Source organism: Thalassoroseus pseudoceratinae, from assembly GCF_011634775.1.
GTDB classification, from domain to species: Bacteria; Planctomycetota; Planctomycetia; order Planctomycetales; family Planctomycetaceae; genus Thalassoroseus; species Thalassoroseus pseudoceratinae.
The window spans coordinates 111,360-133,022 of the sequence record NZ_JAALXT010000009.1 but is presented as its reverse complement, the minus strand read 5'-3'; the positions used below and the strand labels follow the sequence as shown (position 1 = coordinate 133,022).

At 53.1% G+C, this 21,663-nt stretch carries 10 protein-coding genes; 2 read left to right on the top strand and 8 right to left on the bottom strand.

Features of this window, described 5'->3' with window-relative positions:
• Positions 1–63: 63 nt before the first annotated feature.
• The 4 genes from G6R38_RS25865 to G6R38_RS25850 all read right to left on the bottom strand — a co-directional run bounded on the left by G6R38_RS25865 (position 64) and on the right by G6R38_RS25850 (position 6,290).
• Positions 64–1,611, bottom strand: coding sequence for a MotA/TolQ/ExbB proton channel family protein (locus tag G6R38_RS25865; protein WP_166831697.1), 1,548 nt, complete (start codon positions 1,609–1,611; stop codon positions 64–66).
• Between the two features lie 480 nt (positions 1,612–2,091).
• Positions 2,092–3,702, bottom strand: coding sequence for an Hsp70 family protein (locus G6R38_RS25860; RefSeq protein WP_166831696.1), 1,611 nt, complete (start codon positions 3,700–3,702; stop codon positions 2,092–2,094).
• 40 nt (positions 3,703–3,742) lie between these two features.
• Positions 3,743–5,566, bottom strand: a complete 1,824-nt coding sequence (locus G6R38_RS25855) for a protein kinase domain-containing protein (RefSeq protein ID WP_166831695.1) — start codon at positions 5,564–5,566, stop codon at positions 3,743–3,745.
• 100 nt (positions 5,567–5,666) lie between these two features.
• On the bottom strand, positions 5,667–6,290 hold the full coding sequence (locus tag G6R38_RS25850) for an RNA polymerase sigma factor (protein ID WP_166831694.1): 624 nt from the start codon (positions 6,288–6,290) through the stop codon (positions 5,667–5,669).
• 502 nt (positions 6,291–6,792) lie between these two features.
• Between G6R38_RS25850 and G6R38_RS25845 the strand changes: the two genes are divergently transcribed.
• Positions 6,793–8,043, top strand: a complete 1,251-nt coding sequence (locus G6R38_RS25845; protein ID WP_206028735.1) for a sulfatase-like hydrolase/transferase — start codon at positions 6,793–6,795, stop codon at positions 8,041–8,043.
• Between the two features lie 120 nt (positions 8,044–8,163).
• On the opposite strand, the gene G6R38_RS25840 is transcribed toward G6R38_RS25845, so the two are convergent.
• Complete coding sequence (locus G6R38_RS25840; protein WP_166831692.1) at positions 8,164–10,860, bottom strand: phosphoenolpyruvate carboxylase; 2,697 nt, start codon at positions 10,858–10,860, stop codon at positions 8,164–8,166.
• Between the two features lie 390 nt (positions 10,861–11,250).
• Between G6R38_RS25840 and G6R38_RS25835 the strand changes: the two genes are divergently transcribed.
• Entirely contained in the window at positions 11,251–14,505 is a 3,255-nt protein-coding gene (locus tag G6R38_RS25835) for a DUF5722 domain-containing protein (protein WP_206028734.1), read from the top strand.
• Between the two features lie 56 nt (positions 14,506–14,561).
• On the opposite strand, the gene G6R38_RS25830 is transcribed toward G6R38_RS25835, so the two are convergent.
• From G6R38_RS25830 to G6R38_RS25820, 3 genes are all read right to left on the bottom strand, one after another.
• Positions 14,562–16,778 (bottom strand): molybdopterin oxidoreductase family protein, encoded by a 2,217-nt coding sequence (locus G6R38_RS25830; protein ID WP_166831690.1) that lies wholly within the window; start codon positions 16,776–16,778, stop codon positions 14,562–14,564.
• Between the two features lie 189 nt (positions 16,779–16,967).
• Complete coding sequence (locus G6R38_RS25825) at positions 16,968–18,689, bottom strand: DmsC/YnfH family molybdoenzyme membrane anchor subunit (RefSeq protein ID WP_166831689.1); 1,722 nt, start codon at positions 18,687–18,689, stop codon at positions 16,968–16,970.
• 120 nt (positions 18,690–18,809) lie between these two features.
• A complete protein-coding gene (locus G6R38_RS25820; protein WP_166831688.1) occupies positions 18,810–21,653 on the bottom strand; it encodes a Rieske 2Fe-2S domain-containing protein in 2,844 nt (947 codons plus the stop codon).
• Positions 21,654–21,663: the final 10 nt, after the last annotated feature.

Below are 21,663 nucleotides of genomic sequence, written 5' to 3'. Positions count from 1 at the left end.
AGCGAGGCATCTTACGATTCGGTATCAGTAAATTGGCGATGAATAAAAAGGCTATGCGGCGACTTAAGAATCGACCGCTTTGTGAGAATCAATGATCCGCAACTCGCGGGGTTTTTGCAGTTCTTCGATTGCTGGTACTAAGGCATCAAGAGCGGACTGAATTCGGGTCATCACTTCTTCGAACGGGGCGAGTGTGGCTAGGTTTTCAAGTGACTTCGATAACGAGGCGAGTGCTCGACGAGTTTCTTGAAGTTCGACAACCTGTTCCTGCATTGCCGTACGCATCGCCGCCATGTCACCATTGGAATCAGCGGATGTCGCGGTCTGTGGTGGCATTCCCATTGTGGCAGCAGTGTCGGTGGCGACCGCCCGAATTTCCGAGGGCAATTCCTCGATCCCGTCGGCACTCGAATCCATAGGTTGAAAGTCGTTAGTGGACTCCAATGTGTCCGCAAGTTTCTTCAAACCTCGTTCAAGACGCTGAGCTAACTCGGTCAATTTCATTCCCTGTTGCCCGGTCAATTCGTGCAACATACTTTGGAGAACTTCTTCCGATTGCTCACGGTTTTGACTCATTCCGGCTTGGAGTTGCCCCATGAGTTCCGCTTGTTGTTGCTGGACTTCACGCAGTGCCGACTCAACCACATCGGCCATCCGTTTCAACGCGTCTTCTTGAGCTTCGGAGAATGCTTCGTTGAGTTCGGCGACGAGCTTGTCATCACCTATTGAGAGTTTATTGAGCAAGTGCTCGACACAGTAATCCTCGACCCGTGTGTGAAGGCCGTCTTCTTTTGTGCGGACCCAAGTCGAGAAGAACATGATCGCGATGCTGAGTACCAATGCAAGGAGTGTCGTCTCGAACGCGACTGCTAGTCCGCCGGTGACAGGTCCGAGTCCTTCCTTGATGGCCTCAACTTCTTGCGCCTGCTGCACGAGCGCACCAAAGTTTCCGATTGCTACGCTAATGCCAAGAACCGTCCCGATAAATCCAATCACTGGAATCGCCCAAATAAAGACTTTAACAGCCGCGTATGTGGACTCGGAGGCAGCTAGGTCGATCTCAGCTTGGTACTCTAATAGTCCCGCGGTCTCCGCGGTGTTCCCGGACGCCCGCAAGCTTTTGAGTGCGCGTCCGATTCGGGTGACGAGCAATAAACCCTGATCTTCTTTGGGCATCCGATTGATTTCGCGGAGCGTTGCTTGCACATCGCGGATGCCAACGAGTTGATACTGATCCTGCGGAAGCAGATCAAAGTCGAACGCGGATTCCTCCCGCCGGATATGGCGAAGTTTGAAGAGCAGAATGTAAAGCGCCCAAAAGAAGAGGAGCATGGTCGCGAACGGAACAATCGGATCACGCCAAAAGAACAGATACAGTCCGCTCGTGGAACTGAGTGTTTTCAGTAATCCGAAGATCAGCACCGAAGTTAAAATCGCGCCGGCGCCGCTGCGGAGGATGTTGACGGATGTGCCCCGTCGCACTGGCGGACCGGATGAACTCCCCGATTCCGAGTCGTTGCCTGAGTCGTCGTCTGGCGGATCAGTCATTGATAAATGGAATGAGTCCGACGGATCACTGGGACTCTCGTCGAATAAGTCGGTTGAGTTCATGGAAAAATTGCTCCGAGCCGAATGGCGTGGACGTTTCGCGGTTTAGAAAGGAACCAGCTATGCCTGATGACCGCGAACACAGTGGCGATAGGCTCTGCCGATCATCGAAAAATCTTTTTCAACGGAGTGTGCCCACAATTCGTGCAGATGAATTCTTTGAGCCCCGCTGCCGAGGCGGCTTGACCGGAACAGACGGGGCAGATTTTGTTGTCACACCGCTCACAGACAAATGCGTGATCAGGCTGCATTTTGGTCGTGGCGCGAATCTGATCAATCGTTTGAGGCCCGCGGGGAACAACATGCGGTCGAACTGTCTTCCGGCAGGCAACGCACTTCGGTCCGACTCCCAACATTCGTTTGAGAAATTCCATCCGGCTACTTTCTGCTTTGGGAACTGCTGACTCGAGTTTGTGTAGCCGCTGGTGCTGCGAATTCATGGAGGAATACCTGTGCATGAACGCTACGCATCAGCGAAATGTGCTAGCCGTAGTGAAGGCCATCGACTTGTTCTTTCGCTTCTTGGAACTCCTTTTCTGTGAACGCGCCGGGTTTGACGATTTCGGCGTGCACCGTCGAACCGTTGCAGACCGCAGATACCGAGACACGACCTGACCGGTCAAATCCCAAACTGAGTGTGACCGGCGTTCCTTTTTTCAATCCTGGCGGTAGGGGACTCAGTTTGCAGACGCCGAGCAAATCGCAGCCGTCACGGTCTTCGTGGTCCCCTTCGGAGACCCGCACTTTCAATTCGCGGCCTCCGTCGTTTCGCAGACGAAACTGTTGTTCTTGCTTCGCAGGTAATTCCGTGTTTCGCGGAATCATCACGACGTTGATTTTTCGATCGCCTTTATTGGCGAACACACCAATGCCGTGAGAGTTCACAAGTCGGAGATCAATCACTTCAATGTCGTCATCGAACCCGTCGGCGATTGGGATCGTCTCCGGGTCGCTGCCTTCCGAGTCACTCAGACCGTTTGCGTCGGTATTGCTCTCGTCACCCAACGCATTTTCGGCGCCGGCAATTCGTCCGTGCGTCTCGAGAACTCCGGCATAGACGGCGGCTCCGCGGGCGACTGCCGTCGCGGGATCGACATCGCATCGCGGTTCCTTCCCCGAGATCGTCCGCAACATGTTCTGGACCATTGGCATGTTCGTCGAACCACCAACCAGCATGACATCGTCGATGTCCGCCCAGCTCAGGCTAGCCTCGCGAATGCAGGCCTCCACGGTCATTTCCGTCCGTGTCAAAAGTTGCCGGGTGAGTTTCTCAAACTTTTCCCGTGTCACTTCCACTCGATGATGTTTTCCCGCGTGGGCACATTGCACAATGGTTTTGCGAAGTTTCCCAAGTTGGATTTTGGCGAGTCGACAGGCCGTGCACAGACTCTGAAAGGAAATCGCATCGTCACGCGGATCGACACCTTGATTCTTGAGGAAATCGTCGGCAACGAACTCGACTAATTTCTCATCCCAATCGATCCCACCCAACTCCCGATTTCCGCCGGTCGCCAATTCGCGAATACTGTTTCGACCGACCTTCATAACTGTCACATCAAACGTGCCACCACCAAGATCGTAGACAACACACGTTCGTTCTTCGTCGGATTTGTGAAGACCGTAGGCGATCAAAGCGGCACTTGGCTCGTTCAGGGTTGCTTCGACAGTCAGCCCGGCGAGTTCTCCGCAACTTTGAGTGGCCGCCCGCCGCGTTTCGTTGAAGAACGCCGGAACGGTGATGACAGCCCGTCGGGTTTCACCAATCTGCTTTTCCGCACATTGAACGAGCTTCTTAAGCACCATCGCAGAGATTGACTCAGGGGAATAGGACTGGTCGCCGATCTGGAACGGCTTCGGCTCACCGAGACTGCGTTTCGCGAATTGTGCGACTTGCTTTGGATAAGCACAGGCGTTCTCAAGGGCCGTTTCCCCAACGATGGCGTCACCGTCATCGAAAAACACCGCCGAGGGAATGATCGGACGTTGGTCATCGGGATTGACGACCACTTGGGCATTGCCCAAATCATCGATATACGCGATCGAGGAGTACGTCGTTCCCAGGTCGATTCCGACGACATCAAATTTGCGTCCCATCGTTCCACTCCAAACTCTGTCTTAGATGCACCGAGTTTCATCAATCGTCTTTGCGATTTGTTTTCTGGCTCGCTCGCGATTTGATACGCACCACGCGAACAGCATCGACACGGGCCGTTCCGTCTCGAGTTCGCGCGGGGTCGATATCGACAAACAACGTCCCGTCGAGCACACTGACCTCGCCCAACTTTTGCCAGACCACACCCATTGCCTTTTCACCGGACGGCGGCAGAGATTGATCAACTTGGCGGTCGAGCAATAACCCAGAGCTGTCGCTGACCTCGAAAAACGCGATGTGGCATGCGTTTTCCGGTACGTTCGGCCAAGTGAGAAACACGGCGTAATCGCCGGGAGGCAAACCGGAGTACTGCCAACGGGCACGCAATGCACCGCCTGACATGTAGCGATATCCATTCTTGAAACCCATTTTGTTCTTGGAGACCTTCCAAGCTTCATTGGCAATAAAGAACCCGGTATCACTGTCGTCCAGGATGTACTCGATCGGTGCGTCGCTAGCTGTTTGGGAAGGCTCGGGGGAGTCCTCGACGCGTTGAGATTGCTGAAGTGCGGAGTCTGCTTCGTCTGTCGCCATCGCCATGTGAAGACCGTAAGCGGCCGCCGCGGTCATGACCGTGCCTCCCAACAAACCGTAGATGAGCGGTTGTATGGGGCCAGTGTGTCGGGAGGGAAGGGATTCAGACAGTGGCGGAGCCGCCGGCCAAAGTCGGTGAACAAGCTCGTTGAGAGACCCCGACCGACAATACGGGAGCAGCGAAGTTGCCACGTCGGCAGCGGAATGAAAGCGGCGGGCTGATGCCGGTGTCAGGAGTCGCTCAATGACGCTCTCCAAACCGCTGGGTACATCGTTTCGCAGAGAGCGAATTTTCGTTGTTGCGGCTTCAATTTCCGAGTCTTTCGACCAAAGGAAGGCTTCCAACACTCCGGGATCGTGTGGACTTCGAGCCGTCAACAAAAAGTAGAGAGTGGCACCTAACGAGTAGAGATCAGCATGGTGATCAACATCGGATGACCGCGCCTGTTCGGGAGCAACGAAAGCCGGAGTTCCAAGGAATTCGCCGGTCCGTGTGAGTTCATCCTGCACGAAATCGTCGTTGTCGCACGCCAAACCCAAGTCGAGAAGTTTGAGCACGCCGTCACGTCCCAACATCATGTTGGCCGGTTTCACGTCGCGGTGTAGCAAGCCCAGCCGATGAATCGCCTCGAGTGCGAATGCCGCTTGGCGTCCCAACTCGGCCGCTTCACTCGGACCAAGCGGTCCTAACCGTTCCACCAGCGTATTCAACGGTTCGCCGTCGTTGTACTCGATGACGAAGTACAAGCCATCTTCAAAGTGACCGGCATCAAGACAGCGGGCGACGTGCGGCGATTCCAAGCGAGCCTGCAATCGCATCTCACGCAGGAATCGTGCAGTCGATGTGGAGTGGTCTGGATCGGGCCGGCGTTGCACTTTGATCGCGACCGGGCGGCCGAGCAATTCATGCTCAGCCAAATAGACAACGCCCATGCCCCCCTGGCCCAACCGGCGAATTATTCGATAGCCCGCAATCGATGGTAAAGTCTTTTGGGGCGAAATCTCACTTCCGGCAACCTCCGTCGACTTGAGCCACTCGACCGTGCTGCGAAACGCTTCCTCTTCCGAGAAACCATCCGGACCAACCGATTGACGAATCGTATGAATCCACTCATCGTCACCCAAGCTGTTGAGATCTTCTCCATCCAACCGTTCGAGATGATCCGGGTGTTCGGCAAGCCAAGTCGCGATGCGGTCGATGCCAGAGTCTGACAATTCTCCCGCGAGAAACGCTCGAAGCTCCTCATTTGAGGGAGAATTGTAAGTTGTCATCGCCGGCTCCCCAAATCTGGATCAAACCTGCTAGTCGACACACTCTCCGACAAGTAGTTAATGTCGCGGCACTGACACCTGTTGAAAAAAAATTGAATCGCTACGGGCTTCGACCACTTTCCGCAAGCATTTCTCGCAATCGTTTCAAACACCGTGACCGTGATTGGTGCACCGAAGCCACGGAGATCGACAGGGTTTCGGCAACTTCTGCGGGGGAACGGTCTTGGATTGTTGTCAGCCAAAAAGCCCGCCAGGTATGTGCTTGCACCCGGTCTTGGACTTTCTCCAACGCCGCCAGAACGTTCGTCGGGAGAAGATCGCCGCCAAATGGCTCCTCCTGCGGATCATCGTCTTCCTCGTGTGAGGACTGCTCAGGAAGATCGGCTAACGACGTGAGATAGCCGTCCAAATCGACGTCGAGCATCGGCCAACGCTGCGTTCCGCGTTGCAAGGCCATGGCTTTGAAGCGGACAATCGTCCAAATCCACTTGCGAAAAGCCCCCCGTCGCCGACGGCGGAAACGATCGATTCGGTGCGAAACGAGGGAGAATGTCTCTTGCAGAAGTTCGGCCGCGTCTTCGGGTCGAAAGCCCTGACGACGAGCCCAGCGATAGATGAGGGGCGAATAGAAATCAACCAACGAAGCCCAAGCTTCGTCGCTGCCGCTGGCCAATCGTGCCAACAATGTTATGGACGTAGTATCCCGGTTGGAAAGCGACATCATTTTGAGAGAGCGCGTATGAAGTGAGTCGAATTCTAAATGTTAACAGGAATTCATCTAGTGTCACCTCGATTGAACTCATGTGCAACCGTAGATGTCATCGGGTGTTCATGACCCAGAGTCACAAATGTGGCTATCGGGACTGGTCTTTGCCGTCACGGATCCGATCTGTGCACGCGAATTGATCATGAGTCATCTTAACCACCCGATGGAAAATGATGCTGTCCGACTGATTGAATTTTGAAGTGTTCACAGAGAGAATCTTTGAGGTGGCCACGTTCGAATTTGAGAATTTGTGGCTCGAACAGCTTCGATGATCCAGCGAAAATGATGTCTGGTTCATTGTCATATGGCTGACTTGATTTCGATCCAGATCGCTAGGTTTGTGTCAGAGGGCTCAACAATGGACTCAATGAACCGGCTGCTGATTTCTGTGGGGATATGTGTCTGTTCGTGTTCGGCAGGTTTCGCCGTCGAAGTCCCAAACCCAACGAAATCACCGAACGTGATTGTCATCCTAGCCGACGACATGGCGTTAGGAGATTTCTCGTTTCGCAATGGCGGCATCAGCCAAACACCAAACCTGGATCGAATGGCTCGGGAATCGGTTTGGTTCAAACAGGCCTACAGTGCTTCGTGCGTCTGTGCTCCGGCACGGGCGGCCATGTTGACCGGTCGCTATCCACACCGGACGGGCGTGGTGACGCTCAATATGAACCGCTATCCGAAACTTACGCGTTTGAAGCACGAGGAAATCACACTCGCCGAAATGCTGAAACCCCAGGGGTATACGACCGGCTTGATCGGCAAATGGCATTGCGGCACGGGGGAAGAATTCGGTCCGTTGCACCACGGCTTTGATGAGTTCGAGGGATTCAGCGGCTCCCAGGACCTTTCGTATTTTCGGTACTCGCTCACCGTGAATCGGCAGATCGCTGAAGTGACCGACACGTACTTGACGGACGATCTGTCACAACGGGCAATTGAGTTCGTACGGCGACATCGGGACGAACCGTTCTTTCTGCATCTGGCCCACTATGCTCCTCACCGGCCATTGGAAGCACCAGCGGAGCGTGTCGCGTTCTACCAGCAGCGGGGGCTCGATAAATCGACAGCAACAATCTACGCGATGATCGAAATTATGGATCGTGGCATCGGTCAATTACTCGAGGAATTGGACCGTTTGAAGCTGTCCGAGCAAACGATCGTCATCTTCGCCAGCGATAACGGTCCCGACCCGATCACTGGGACTCGGTTCAATGGAGTTCTTCGTGGTACCAAATACGAAATCTATGAAGGCGGCATCCACGTTCCTCTGATCGTCCAGTGGAAGGGGCATTTTCGTCCCCGGAAGATCGACAATGTGGTGCACTTCGTCGATCTTGTTCCCACAGTTCTGGAACTCTGTAACATCGAGGCTGAGTCTCCGTCGAATCTCGATGGCGACAGTTTCGCCCCGTTGCTCGTCGGACAACATCGGGAATCGCCGGTGCGGTATTGGCAGTGGAATCGTGGCCGACCGAATTACACGCACAACGCCGCGGTACGAGACGGCGATTGGAAATTTGTTCTTCCCTTCGTGACTCGCAAGACAAATCCCATGGACTCCGACCGGCCGCCCGCACTCTATCACTTGGCCAACGATCCTGCGGAGACAAACGATCTAGCCCAAAAGCATCCCGAACGAATTGCCAGGATGAAAGAACTTTTGAAGCAATGGAGCCGGTCCGTTGAAACGGATCGGCTCCGCGAGTGATTTGAGTTTTCAGACCACTAGAAATTGCAACGACGGAAATGTTAGCAGTACAGTTTCTACCTAGTAACGGAACGTGCTGCGATCAAGTGTAGACTATTCTCGCATGCTGCAATTTCGAGTTTATCCGGTCGTTCTTAATCCACCCGCGATGCCCTGGATTGCTAGTCTGACGAGTTGAGTCAAGTCGTCATCGTCCGGCTGATGGCGTATGCGACTTAGTAGAATGATTTGAGCGAGGTTCAGTGGATCCACGTAAGGATTTCGGCTGCGAACCGCGCTTTTGAGCCATTCCACATCGTCTAAGAGTTCGTTGTTCTCTTTGATCATCAACACCGCCCCTCGAGCCAAACTGAATTCGGTCGAGATGATCTCCCAGAGTTTTGGTCCGCTCGTCTCCGGTGCTAGTGATGCATACTCCTGAGCAATCTGCATGTCGGTCTTCGCGAGTGCCAGTTCTGCATTGTCGATGAGAGCCCGGAACATTGGCCACTGCTCATACATGCGACACAAAGTCGACCACGATGAATCATTACGGTCGACATAGCTCCGAATCGCAGTGCCCAATCCGAACCAAGCAGGGAGCAAGTGACGGGACTGTGTCCACGCAAACGTCCAAGGGATTGCACGAAGATCCGTCAATGTTCGACGCTTTCCCCGTCGAGAGGGGCGGGAACCGATTGGCAAGGTCTCGATTTCACTAATCGGTGTTGCCCGGTCAAAGTATTCCAGGAAACCGGTGTCTTCGATCAGTGACCGATACTTGCTCAGCGATGCGTGGGAGAGTTCTTCCATAATCTCCGCCCATTCCGGACTGGTCTCCTGTTTGGCTCCCGCGCTCACAAGAAGGGTCGCATTGAGGAGTTGCTCAATGTGACGATGAGCAATCACTGCGTTGTCATAACGCTCGGAAAGCACTTCGCCTTGTTCCGTCACGCGAATACGTCCGCCAACGGATTCCTGGGGAAGCGAACGAATTGCCCGTGCCGCCGGTCCGCCACCACGCCCCAAGGCTCCCCCACGGCCATGGAAGATCGTCAAGCCAATATGCTGACGCTGAGCCGTCTCCGCGAGCTGTTCTTGCGCTTGATAGAGTTCCCAACACGCCGTGAGGTACCCGCCATCTTTCGTGCTATCGGAATAGCCCACCATGACAATCTGATCGCGTTGATTGGTGGAGTTGAGATATTCGCGATACTGGTCGTTGTCGAGTAATTCCTGTAGAATCGCAGCCGAATTCTGCAGGTCCTCAATCGTTTCAAACAATGGGACAATCGGAAGTGCTGCTAGGCGACTTTCATCTCCGTGGACTTGCTTCCAAGCCGTCCGCCAGAGCCATAGCACATTCAGAACGTCTTTCGCCGAATGCGTCATACTGATGATGTAAACGCCGACGGCCTCACGTCCCCAAGCATCCGTGGTATTCGCGAGCAACATGAACGTTCTGAAGACTTCTTGAGACTCCTCACTAAGTTGCTCGATATCAACATGGTCTGGTGGTTCATGTGGGAATGCATCATCGGAGAGAGATTCCTGGTTTGAAGCCGTCTGTAATGACAGTACGTCGTCGACACATTGCTGATGGACTACCGAATTCTGCCGCACGTCCAACGCGGCAAAATGAAATCCGAATGTCTGAGTCAAATCGATCCAAGGGAGTATGAACTGATTCGCAATCCGTTCGCCGCGATCCTGAGTCACACTGGAAAAGAGTTGCTGAAGGTCGTCGCGAAACTCGTCGACCGTCGAATAACTCCCGGCAACGATTTCGCCCCGATCAATCGCTTCAAGGCTTCGATCAATGCGAAATTCGATGACACCGAGAAAGCGTTTGTAAGTTTCCGAGCGGGAAATCGACGAGATGGCCTCTTCAAGCCCAGGAATCTCTTGGCAACATTGACCGATTTTCTCACGAAGAAGATCTGCCGGGGCCACTTGCTGATCGGAAATGACGATCTGACCTTTCAACTCTCGGCACATCTCACGATGTCTCTCGAGAGCCGCACGTCGCAATCGGGCAAATGCCTGCCGCGTGATGTCTGCTGTGACGAACGGGTGCCCATCCCGGTCTCCACCGATCCAAGTGCCGAACGAGAGAATTTTGGGGATGTTAAAATGGTGGTTCGGATAAGTGTTACGGAGTGCCTCTCGCAGTTCTCGGAACACGCGAGGGATGACGACCCACAACGTGGACGCAAAGTACAGACCACGACTGACTTCGCTCATCACGGGCGGTCGTTCTGGCCGAACCAAGTCGCTTTGCCAAAGCACGGTCATGACGGCCAACAGTTCTGCTTCAACGTCGGCAGTGTGACCGGTTTCAATGGCCGGAAGCATTTCGCGAATTGAACGCAATAACTGCCGTGTCGTCCTGCGTTTCGCTTCAGACGGGTGGGCGGTGAAGACCGGTTGGATTTCGAGGCGATCGAGCCAACGTTGCACTTCCGCAGCCGATAGACCGTGATCGTGAAGTTCGGCGAGTGCCCCTGCGATGGATTCTTTTCGAGCAACCCCGCGGGCACTGGATTCTCGGTCCCGCTCACCGAGCACGTCGATCCGGAGTTGGTCTTCCGCCGCATTTGCCAAATCGAAAAACATACTCAGCCAACGAATGACTGCACGCAGTTCACCTGGTTCCAGGTCTTTCAAAGTTTGAACGAGACGCTTTTCCGCATCCGGCAATCCGGCACGGCGTTCAATTGCCAAGCGTCGAATCCGCTGCATGACGTCGGCCAGCGATTCTCCCACCTGTTCTCGAACGACAAGGTCCAACAACTCCACAAGATACGTCAGCGTTTTCTCACTCCGTGGTGTGGTCATCAGTAGCGTATTCCAATGTTTGTACGGAGGCGTCCAGCGCTGAACGTGCCTCGTACTCTGTGTAAGACTCAAATTTTGATTCAGTAGATCGACTGGCCCGTGTATTGTTGACAAAGGCGTTTCGCTCAGCAAGCACGAAAAAGCAATGGGATAGCCCAATATGCTTGATAGACGCCTTTACGTCCCAATCGACGGAGCAGTTCGCCCTGGATGTAAACATTATGACACTTGATAATTCGGTCGAATTCGCAAATACGCTAACCCCGACAAATGAGGAATTCCAGAGGCTTTGAGAACCCTGGTCGAACAAGTAGACTGACGAACTCTCCAGACGCACCACGATTCAGTTACCGAGCGTCACACTGTCCAAGCGTTTTCGATGTGGCATTTATGAATACACGCCTCCGATTGGGTCTTCTCGCCCTGACTGTCTTTCCGTGGCTCTTGGTCGCTAATGGCGACGCCATGGCAGAAACTGCCAAACGGAAGCCAAACGTGGTTTTCATCCTCGCCGACGATCTCGGTTGGAGTGATACGACGTTGTTCGGAACGACAACCCTTTACAAGACACCGAACATCGAGCGGCTTGCCCAGCGAGGCATGACGTTCACGCGAGCATACTCGTCGAGCCCATTGTGCTCACCGACACGAGCGAGTGTGCTGACTGGTCTCAGCCCCGCACGTCATGGAATCACATCGCCGAACTGCCATTTACCGAAGGTTGTCCTGAAGGCGACCGAGGTCAAGAGTGGACCGCCTAGCAAGTTTTCGACTGTCCCGAAGTCTGTCACGCGACTCGATACGAACTACGACACGCTAGGCGAGATGTTCCAGGAAAACGGGTATGCCACCGGGCACTTCGGCAAGTGGCATCTTGGACCGGAACCGTACTCACCGCTTCAGCATGGTTTCGATGTCGATGTGCCCCACCATCCAGGGCCCGGACCGGCGGGCAGTTACGTCGCTCCGTGGAAGTTCAAGGACTTCGATCACGACCCGGACATTCCCGACGAACACCTGGAAGATCGAATGGCCAAGGAGGCGGTTGCCTTCATGGAAAAGCACAAGAGCGAGCCGTTCTTTCTAAACTATTGGATGTTCAGCGTGCACGCTCCGTTCGACGCGAAACATGAGCTGATCGAGGAGTATCGTCAACAGGTCGATCCGAAAGACCCGCAACGCAGCCCAACGTATGCGGCAATGATCAAGAGTATGGACGACGCCGTCGGGACTCTGCTCGACACATTGGACCGGCTGAGAATCGCGGACCACACAATCATCATCTTCGCGTCGGACAATGGCGGGAACATGTACAACGAGGTCGATGGCACGACCGCAACCAGCAACGCACCGTTACGCGGCGGCAAGGCAACGATGTACGAAGGCGGTGTGAGAGGCCCCGCGATTGTCGTCCAACCGGGATCAATCAAGGCCGGTTCACGTAGCGACGAGGTCATTCAAAGCAGCGACTTTTACCCGACACTACTCGATCTATTGTCCATCCAGCCAAAGCCGAATCAGAAGTTCGACGGAATTAGCATCGTCCCGGCGTTGCACGGCAAATCACTCAATCGTGAGGCCATCTTTACATACTTCCCGCACGCCCCCGGTGTTCCGGACTGGCTACCGCCATCGGTCAGCGTACACAGTGGGGACTGGAAACTCATCCGCATTTTTCATGGCGGTGAAAACGAAAAGCATCGCTACAAGCTATTCAATCTTAAGAATGACATCGGCGAACAAACGAATCTCATTGACAAGTACCCGGAGCGTGTCAAGAAACTTGATGGGCTGATCGAGCAGCATCTCATCGACACTCAAGCCGTGCGGCCATTACCGAACCCCAATTTCGATCCGTCGAAGTACGACGTCACTCACGAAGGGAAAGCTGGGCTGAGAGGCGGTGCAACAACTCCGAAGAAACCGCACCTGAAGCAGTTCGGCAAACCGGTCGCGGGCTGGCGACCTGGCGGCACCTGCACACTCTCAGCGTCCAACAGTTCGCTGATTGTCAACAGCACAGGCAAAGACCCTTACCTCAGTCATCGCCTGCCGAAGCCGATCAGCGAGAAGTCGTGGACGTTACATATCACGATGAAGTCGGATTCAAGTGGCAAGGGACAAGTCTTCTGGCAGGAACGGAAATCGGGACCGTTCAAGGCACATCATAGCCAGGTCTTCGACGTTCGGCATGATGGTGCAACGCACAAGTACACCGTCAGTTTCACGACGAAGAGTCCGTTGCTGGCGATCCGAGTTGATCCGTCGCGAGGTCCTGGCAAGGTCGAGATTGCCGAGATTCGACTCGTCGGCAAAGACGGTACGGTCCATGACTGCTTGAAGCTGCCGGCAACACCCGCCGGATCAAACAAACGCAAGCGAAAGTCGAACGGTAACGCACCGGGGAAATCGACGACGACTGAAGACAAACAGTCGGACAATCGCAGATCGTCGAGATTCCCCGTAACAACTTCCAAAAAGGGACTCCAGGTGGAAATTCCCGAGGACGCCATTGAACTCGGAGTGAAGCACGCGGTCTACAACTTCAACCTGACGTCGTTGTTCGCAACCGATGGTTCATTAGAAAATCTGACATGGGAGCGGAACGGTCGCAAGTTTACCTTCAACCGCCGTTACGTGGAGCAACAGGATGCCAAGATCAAGCGGCTTAGTGATTCCGGGGCGTTGGTGTATCTTGTGGTGTTGGTTTACCGCTCGCCTAACTTGCGTGAGAACGACTTCCTACTGCATCCCGACTATGACCTTAACGCCCCCAATCGCCTGAGTGCTTTCAACACTGTAACGCCCGACGGTCGCGAGGCTTTGTCGGCAGCGTTGGAGTTTATGGCCAATCGTTGGAGCGGGGCTCATACGTCGAACGGCCGCGTCGTCGGCTATATCATGGGCAATGAGGTCAATTCTCACTGGTGGTGGTCAAATTGTGGTGAAGTCACGATGGAAGAATTCATCGACGATTATGCAGACGCCATCAAGCTGTCCCACGATGCTGTTCGGACGGTTTCAGACTGGGCACGCATCTATGTTTCGCTGGAGCACCATTGGACGATACCGTTCCAAAAAAGCCATCCACTAAAATCGTTTCCTGGACGAGATTTTCTCGAACGGTTCGCCTCCGTGACCAAAGAGCGTGGGAATCCGGAATGGCATCTGGCGTATCATCCATACCCGGAGAATTTATTCGACCCGAGGTTCTGGGAGGACAAATCCGCAACACCGCAACCCGATAGCCCGAGAGTGACATTCAAGAATCTCGAAGTGTTGACGACGTTCATGCATCAACCGGAAATGCAGTTCGCAGGTGCACCACGTAGCATTATTCTCAGCGAACAAGGCTTTCACACCCCACCGGGTCTCGAAGGGCAACGATTACAGGCGGCTGCCTATTGCTATGCCTATCGCAAGGTGGCTGCAATGGATGATATCGATGCATTCATTTTGCACCGCCATGTCGATCACCCCCATGAAGGTGGTCTGAATCTTGGACTGCGAAGCTATGATCCCAATAACCCTCAACTGCGCCCTAAAAAACTGATCTATAATGTTTTTCGTGACGCAGATCGAGACAATTGGCGGGCGTCATTTGAATTTGCTTTGCCGATCGTTGGCTTGAAAGACTGGCCGTAACCGCCCAACTTCATCTAATGCGAGACTGACGGAGGGGTTCAATTGGCTCGCCGAAATCATTTCGTTTGCGGTTGGAGAAATTTTCGGATTCGCACAGCACAGGCCTTGTAGGCTGGCTGGTGAGAATGAGGGTCAAACGTCGCGAGTGTCAAGCGGTTGGCTTCCTCGTAGTGCATAGGAACGAAGACTTGGCCCGGTTGAACCGCATGTGTGATCACGACTCTCGCACGGATGTCACCCCGTTGAGATTCGACGACAACTTCATCTTGAGGACCTACGGCAAGTTCTTTCGCGTCCTTCGGATTCAGTTCGACGAAAGTGTGTTCAGGGTATAACTTCCTCAAGACCGCCGATTGACGTGTCCGCGTTTGCGTATGCCATTGGGATGCAGAACCACGACCGGTCGACAATACAAGGGGGTACTTTTCGTTGGGCATTTCGGGAATTGGGCTTGGTTCATCAAAGATGAATTTCGCTTTACCATCGGCATGATAGAAACGTCCATCGGCAAACAGTCGGCGTTCTTGACACAGATCAGAATTCTGTTCTGGTGCAGGCCATTGAATCCCCCCTTGGGAGTCAACGGCTTCATAGTCCCTAATCCCTGTAATATCGCACGGTTGTCCAGTGGAACAACGCTTGAGAATTTGGAACACATCCGCTGGCGATTGCCAATCCGAGAACAACTCCTCACATCCCCAGTAGTTGGCCACCAGCCGAAAGATATGGAAGTCAGACAAGGCTTCGCCAGGAGCTTTCCGAACTTTCTTCAAACGACCAATTCGGCGTTCAGAGTTAATGAATGTCCCCTCCTTCTCGCCCCAACCTGCAGCGGGTAAAACTAGGTCGGCCATTTGTGCTGTCTCAGTCGTTTGATACATGTCTTGCACGACTAGGAAGTCAAGCCGTTCAAGAATATCTCGACATTGGATCTGATTGATCCAAGAATGAGCGGGATTGGTGCAGATCACCCAAAGCCCTTTGATTTTTCCTCGTAAAATTCCGTCCAAGATTTTGTGGTAAGGCTTACTGTTTTGAGTCGGGATCAAACTAGGATCGATGCCCAAGATATTTGCGATCTTCTCTCTATGTTCCGCATTGGCGAAATCGTGTCCTCCTAGAAGATTGGTCGTATTACTAAAGAGACGAGAACCCATAGCATTACATTGCCCTGTAATGCTATTTGCACCGGTCCCCGGTCGCCCGATGTTACCAGTTATCAACGCCAGGTTGATCATTGCTTGTGCCGTGCGAACACCTTGATGAGATTGATTGACCCCCATTGTCCACCAAAACGAAACCCGTTTCCCCTGATGAATGCGTTCAGCGAACGAGTCGATTTGCTCACTTGAGAGTCCGGTCTCTTTTGTTACGCGTTCGTCATCAAATTGCTGAACGAATTCCGCGAACGAAGCGAAGTCGCTTGTCGATTGCTCGATGAAGTCGTGATCGACCCACCCATTCTCGATCAAAATTCGAGCGATGCCATAGAACAAGGCTTGATCGCCTTTAGGCTTCACGGGCAAGTGCATTGTGGAACTCATTGCGGTCTCGGTCATTCTCGGATCGACGACAATAATTTCCGGCGAATGTGGATTCCGCATCACGCGTTCCCACATGATCGGATGCGCAATACATAAATTACTGCCAACTAAGACGATGACATCGGATTCCTCGAAGTCGGCATAAGTATATGGTGGGGCATCAAATCCAAAGGCCTGTTTGTACGCGACAACCGCCGTCGCCATACACTGCCGCGTGTTCCCGTCACCATGCAGCATGCCCATTCCGAATTTCGCAAGGGCCCCAAGGAAAGCCATTTCCTCCGTGGCCATTTGGCCGGTGCTCAGGAATGCGACGGCATCGTTTCCGTAGGTGTTTTGAATATTCCGAAACCGCGTCACGAATTGAGTCATCGCAGTGCGCCAGTCAACTGGTTGCAGCTTGCCGGCATTGTCTCGTAGCAAAGGGCGAGTGGCTCGTTCCGGGGAATCCAATACCGTGAGCGCCTCCCAACCCTTCGGGCAAGCCATCCCTAGGTTGACCGGGTAACGCGGTGAGGGAGTGAGGTTGATGGCTTGCGAGTCCTTCAAATGGACCCGCAAACTACAACCTGTCGAACAGTAGCCGCAGACCATGTCGGTCACGGCATCGGGTTTCAAACGTTCGGGAAGTTTTCCTAAACCGAACCGACTCGGTTGCAGCAAGAGTTCCCGTGTCAGTGGACCGCTTCGCTGACGAACGAGTTCCGTAATTTTCTTAAAAACCGACATAACTAACTCTCAGGCTTGAATGGCGATCGAGTCGCATTCTTGGAAGGTCCGGACTAGATCAACTGACATAGGGAATTGGTTTATCCGGCATCGGGCTTCCATGACAATCTTGCGAGACGAACTCAACCCCAATCGACTACTGCTTTGAACTGCAAACGATGCGTGAACTGTTGCGATATCAAACTGTGTCTAAGGATCGGCCGGTCCTGGCATGCGTGGCGCTGCACAGGCTGAAAAGAACTGGTAGCGTTCAAGAAGTTCCCCGCAAATGCATGCAAGGAACAATAACAATGCCCCACCAATAACACTCGCACTATTGATGGCTTCTGTTCCCCATCCGTCTAACAGTGCTAACGGAACGACAACGACTCCCAGTAAACCAAGAGTAAAACGGGCAATGGTCGAGCGTTGAAGGGGGCCAATCATCAGACGTGCAGATCGTTTCAGTGGCGTTTCATGGCGAAATAGTAGATGCCGAAACAGTGAGAATTCGAGAAGCAGCTTGACAGTGCCTGTAATGATAATGACCCGTAGCATCGATTTCCCGGCTAGTTCCTCGCTTGAGGTAAATAATGGTTCCCAAGAAATCAAAGTGCACCCGATAAGTGATGCTAGAGTCGCTGCAGCTCCCAGCAAGATCGCAGTGAGCGTAAACTTCAGAAACGTCGGCAGGAAGTTCCAGAACTCACGTTTCGTGAAGACATAGATCATGACCGAGCAGAACAAACCAAATCCGCCGGTGATGCTCACAAGAATTCCAAGTACTGGCAGCCAACGAGCATCCGGGGCGAGCCAGCACGCTGCTGCGTACGCGAAGGCGGTTCCAGCAAACAGTCCAAACGCAACGATTTCTCGGCTTAGCCAAGAATGTCTCAATCCGATTACGGCCCGGAACGCATATTGCGGACGTCCGAGATGCATTGTGCTGGCACCAAGTGCGATCAGTCCAACCAGCAATGCATTCGTTGCATGAAACTGTCGAAAGGATTCGAGACTAAGAGACGGCATCAGATGCTCGAAAACCACTCCGACGGCAAACGCACCTACAGAGAGTTGCGTCAGAACGAGCATGATGATCAACGGCCAATGCGGATGCTGGGGGTTGACCGAATGATAATCGGCCGGCAATGTGTTCCGTGGCAGGACACGTGAAGTCTTATAGTGAGTTGTTGGCAGAGTGAGTTGCGGGTCCGGTGCCCCTGGCAGAAAGTGAGCCGTCTCCGAGTCTTCGATTACTTGTTCGGTTTCGACGAGCTGAATCGAAATTGCCTCGTGCGGACAGGCCTGCACACAAGCCGGCGCTTCGCCATCGGCCAGTCGATCGCTGCACATGTCGCACTTTCGGACAATGCCTCTCGCCGAGTGATACTTCGGGACATTGTATGGGCAAGCGAGTGTGCAATACTGGCAACCAAAGCATTGATCGTCTAAGTGTTTGACGATCCCAGTGACAGGATTTTTCTCGTACGCATCAACCGGGCACGCCGTCATGCAAGCCGGTTCAAGACAATGATGGCATGCTGTCGTCACATGTTGCATCACCGGATTCGTTGACGATCCGCCAAGCAACAAGCCAACGTCACGCCACGTTTCTTGTTCGTCCAAGCCATTCAATGAATGACAAGCCGTCACACACGCCTTGCAACCAGAACACCGATCGAGGTCAACTTCAAATGCGTACTGCTGTCCCGGTTGAGGTGGTGTCGCGGGTAACAACTGCGAGTAGTGATGTTCATCACCAGTCTGGCCACTGCTTTGGACTTGGCTGAAGGCTTCGACCGCGGACATGTCTTGTTGGTCAGCCAATAGCCACGACAAGAGATCGTGTCGATCTGTGGCTGAACCGTCGAGTTCACTAGGTCCACTTCGATTGTGATCGCCTTCGTTTTCTGCTCCGAGAAATTGATTCATGGGATGATCGTTCCACTACCAGCATTTCGAGATCGGCGACTTAGGATTCGTGATGTTGACTTTGAGGTATCCAATATGGACCAAAGTCAATTGATAGATTTCAGACGCGATTGACTGCCCCTAAGTTCCGATCTTGGCAGGTGTGCTGGACCGATGAAATAGCTCTGTATGGATTCGGTCTTGCGGCACGTCTGCTGCGATCAGAGACGATTGCAACTGTTGCATGAAGTCTTCAGGCCCGCACAAGAAACACCGGTACGATGCAAGCTCGGGAAACCATTCCTGAAAACTCTTCGCGTCGATCCGCCCACGGTTCCCGGTCCATTCATCGCCAGGCTGGGATAGACAAACTCGGTAGTCGAACCAATCATGCTCCTGCGCGAGCTGCTCGCACTCATCTCGAAAGATAATGTCAGTTTCAGTTCGTGCTCCATACAGGAATTTGACCGGTCGCTTGATTCCAGTCGCTCTTATGTATCGCACAATCGACATCATTGGCGTGACACCGCTTCCAGCGGAAACTAGCAAGAGTGGTTCGGTATGACTCATCGGATCGAAAAAGTAGCCGCCCTGAGCTCCTTTAAGTTGGATTTGATGACCTAATTGAGCCATCTCAAACAGGTGTCGCGAGACAACGCCAAGTGGATTCAGCTTGATCGTCAGATCGAGAACATCTTTTTGTGTCGGCGACGAACTAATTGTGAAGCTTCGCCAGACGTCTCCGTCATCAGTAGGCACACACACTTTGGCAAACTTGCCCGGGTAGTCAAACGGTATTTCGCCGGCGGAGTTGTCGAAGCGAAATGTCTTGACATCCGGGGTTTCTTGAATGATCTCTCGCAATGTGAGGGATGCGAGCATCGGGTTCATCATCTTTCGTTTGCCACCATCGTCGGTTGTCTTTCCGTTCTGAATGGGATTTGCCGACTGAATTTTGACGAATACTTGCTGGTCTTCGATAAGTGTCTCGTAGGACTCAACGTCGTTATTTGGTGGATCGAGACTGCACCCGGAGCACACGTCAAATTCCCAATCATGCCAAGGGCAGGCCACGACTTTCCCACGAACTTCACCATCGGCAAGCGACGCTCCTTCATGGGGGCAAGCAGCATCAATGCAGTGAACTTTCCCATCAATCAAGAACAAGGCCAGATCTTTCCCTTGGACTTCCACGCTGAATCCAGAACCCTCGACAAGTTGATCGAGTTTCGCAGCGAATTGAAAGCCGTCGTTCCGTTCGATCGTTGCATTCTCTTCAGGGGCATCGATTGATTTCTCTTCTGCCTCTTCCAGTCGCGCGAAGTACCGTCGCAATCCAGAACATGAGGGGCAGAATACCGGTGGATCTTCGCCTTGGTGTCGATAGTCACAGCTCTCGCAGATCCAAGTCGAAACTTGGTAATCGTTGTCGTCAACTTTCTCTGCCTCAGCGGCTTGCAATCGCTCACGCCAATAGGCGCTGAATGTTTGCCCGGCGCGATGTTTGAGATAGTACTCCTTGACAACGTCCTCAATGAGTTGAGGAAGTTGGTCAACGTCGACACCGAGTTTATAAGGCAGTCCCAAATGAACTTGACCGGCCAAACCGCCGCCTAGAAAAACATCAAATCCTTCGCGGGTTCCTAGGATCCGGCGGACACGAACACCTTTGAGTCCAATGTCGGCAGTAAAATGTTGAGCACAACTGGATGGACAGCCACTCATGTGGATGCGGATGCCATGCAGTTTGAGCATGCGTTTGCGGAGCTTCTCAATGAGCTGAAACATGTGACCTTTTGTCTCAGTTACAGCGATATTGCAGAATTGGTTACCGGTGCAGGCAATGGTGTTTTGTTCGAATTCGTCGGCGTGTACACTTAGCCCTAAACCGGCAGCCTCGGTTGCAGCGGCATCTTTAAAGTTCGTGGGGATGTCGATGACCGCAATCCCTTGTTCATGGGTTGTGCGAAGTTGGCCGCTCCCCCAACGCTTGCTTAACAACGCTAAGCCTTCGAGTTGTTGGGAAGTCATTCGTCCAAGTGGAATGGAAATTCCCATGGTCCACAATTTGGGATCACTTTGACGAAACCAACCGACTAGCTCGTCACGATTTGAGCCAGGAACCGGTTCGGCGACGCTCGGTATTAGACGGAAGGAAAGATCTTGCTCTAGCCACTCCAAGACTCCGCCAATACCAATTTCTTCAAGTAAGAAACGCATCCGGGCTTTGTTGCGTTTTCCGCGAGATCCTTTAGCCCGAAAGAGGTCGAGAAGCGAACGGGTGACTTCCACGACTTGAGATGGTTCGACTAGAACTGGCAAATGCCATGCCAAACGAGGGTTCTGTCCCTGCGTGCCTGCTAGCAGAACCTGGAACAGAATGCGTTCATTCACTTCGGTTGCTAGAAAACTGATATCCTGTGTCCAGAAGTGTGAAGAGTGATTGTCCGTCCCGTTCAAGCAGATATTCATCTTGCGTGGAAGGTCGGAGTATTCACGACTATCGACGAACAACGCAGTCACGTCATGACAGAGTTCACGTGTATCAATCAGTTCATCTGGTAGTAAGCCACTGAATGGGTGAGCGAAGACATTGCGGATGTTGTCGTGACCTGTCTGTTTCGATGTTAAACCGACATTGGTTAGTCGTTGCGCGACCTCCGGCAGATGTTCAATGTCTAATCCCTGGATTTGTACGTTCGCTCGCGTCGTTACATCGACGATGCCATGACCGTACTCATATGCCATGTACGCGATTTCACGGGCTTGATCTGCGGTCAACTCACCAGCTGTGACTCGGATCCGATTCATGTATCGGCCAGGAGTGTCTCGTTTGCGGTAGAAGAACCCATGCCACTTCATTCGTTCGAGGTTGGGCGTTTCAATCTTTTGCATTGGGGTTCGATCGGCTGCGTATTGCTCCACATCCGACCAAACCTCAAACGGATGCTTCTCGGCTTTCCAAGTCTCGACAGGATTACCCATGCTATTACCA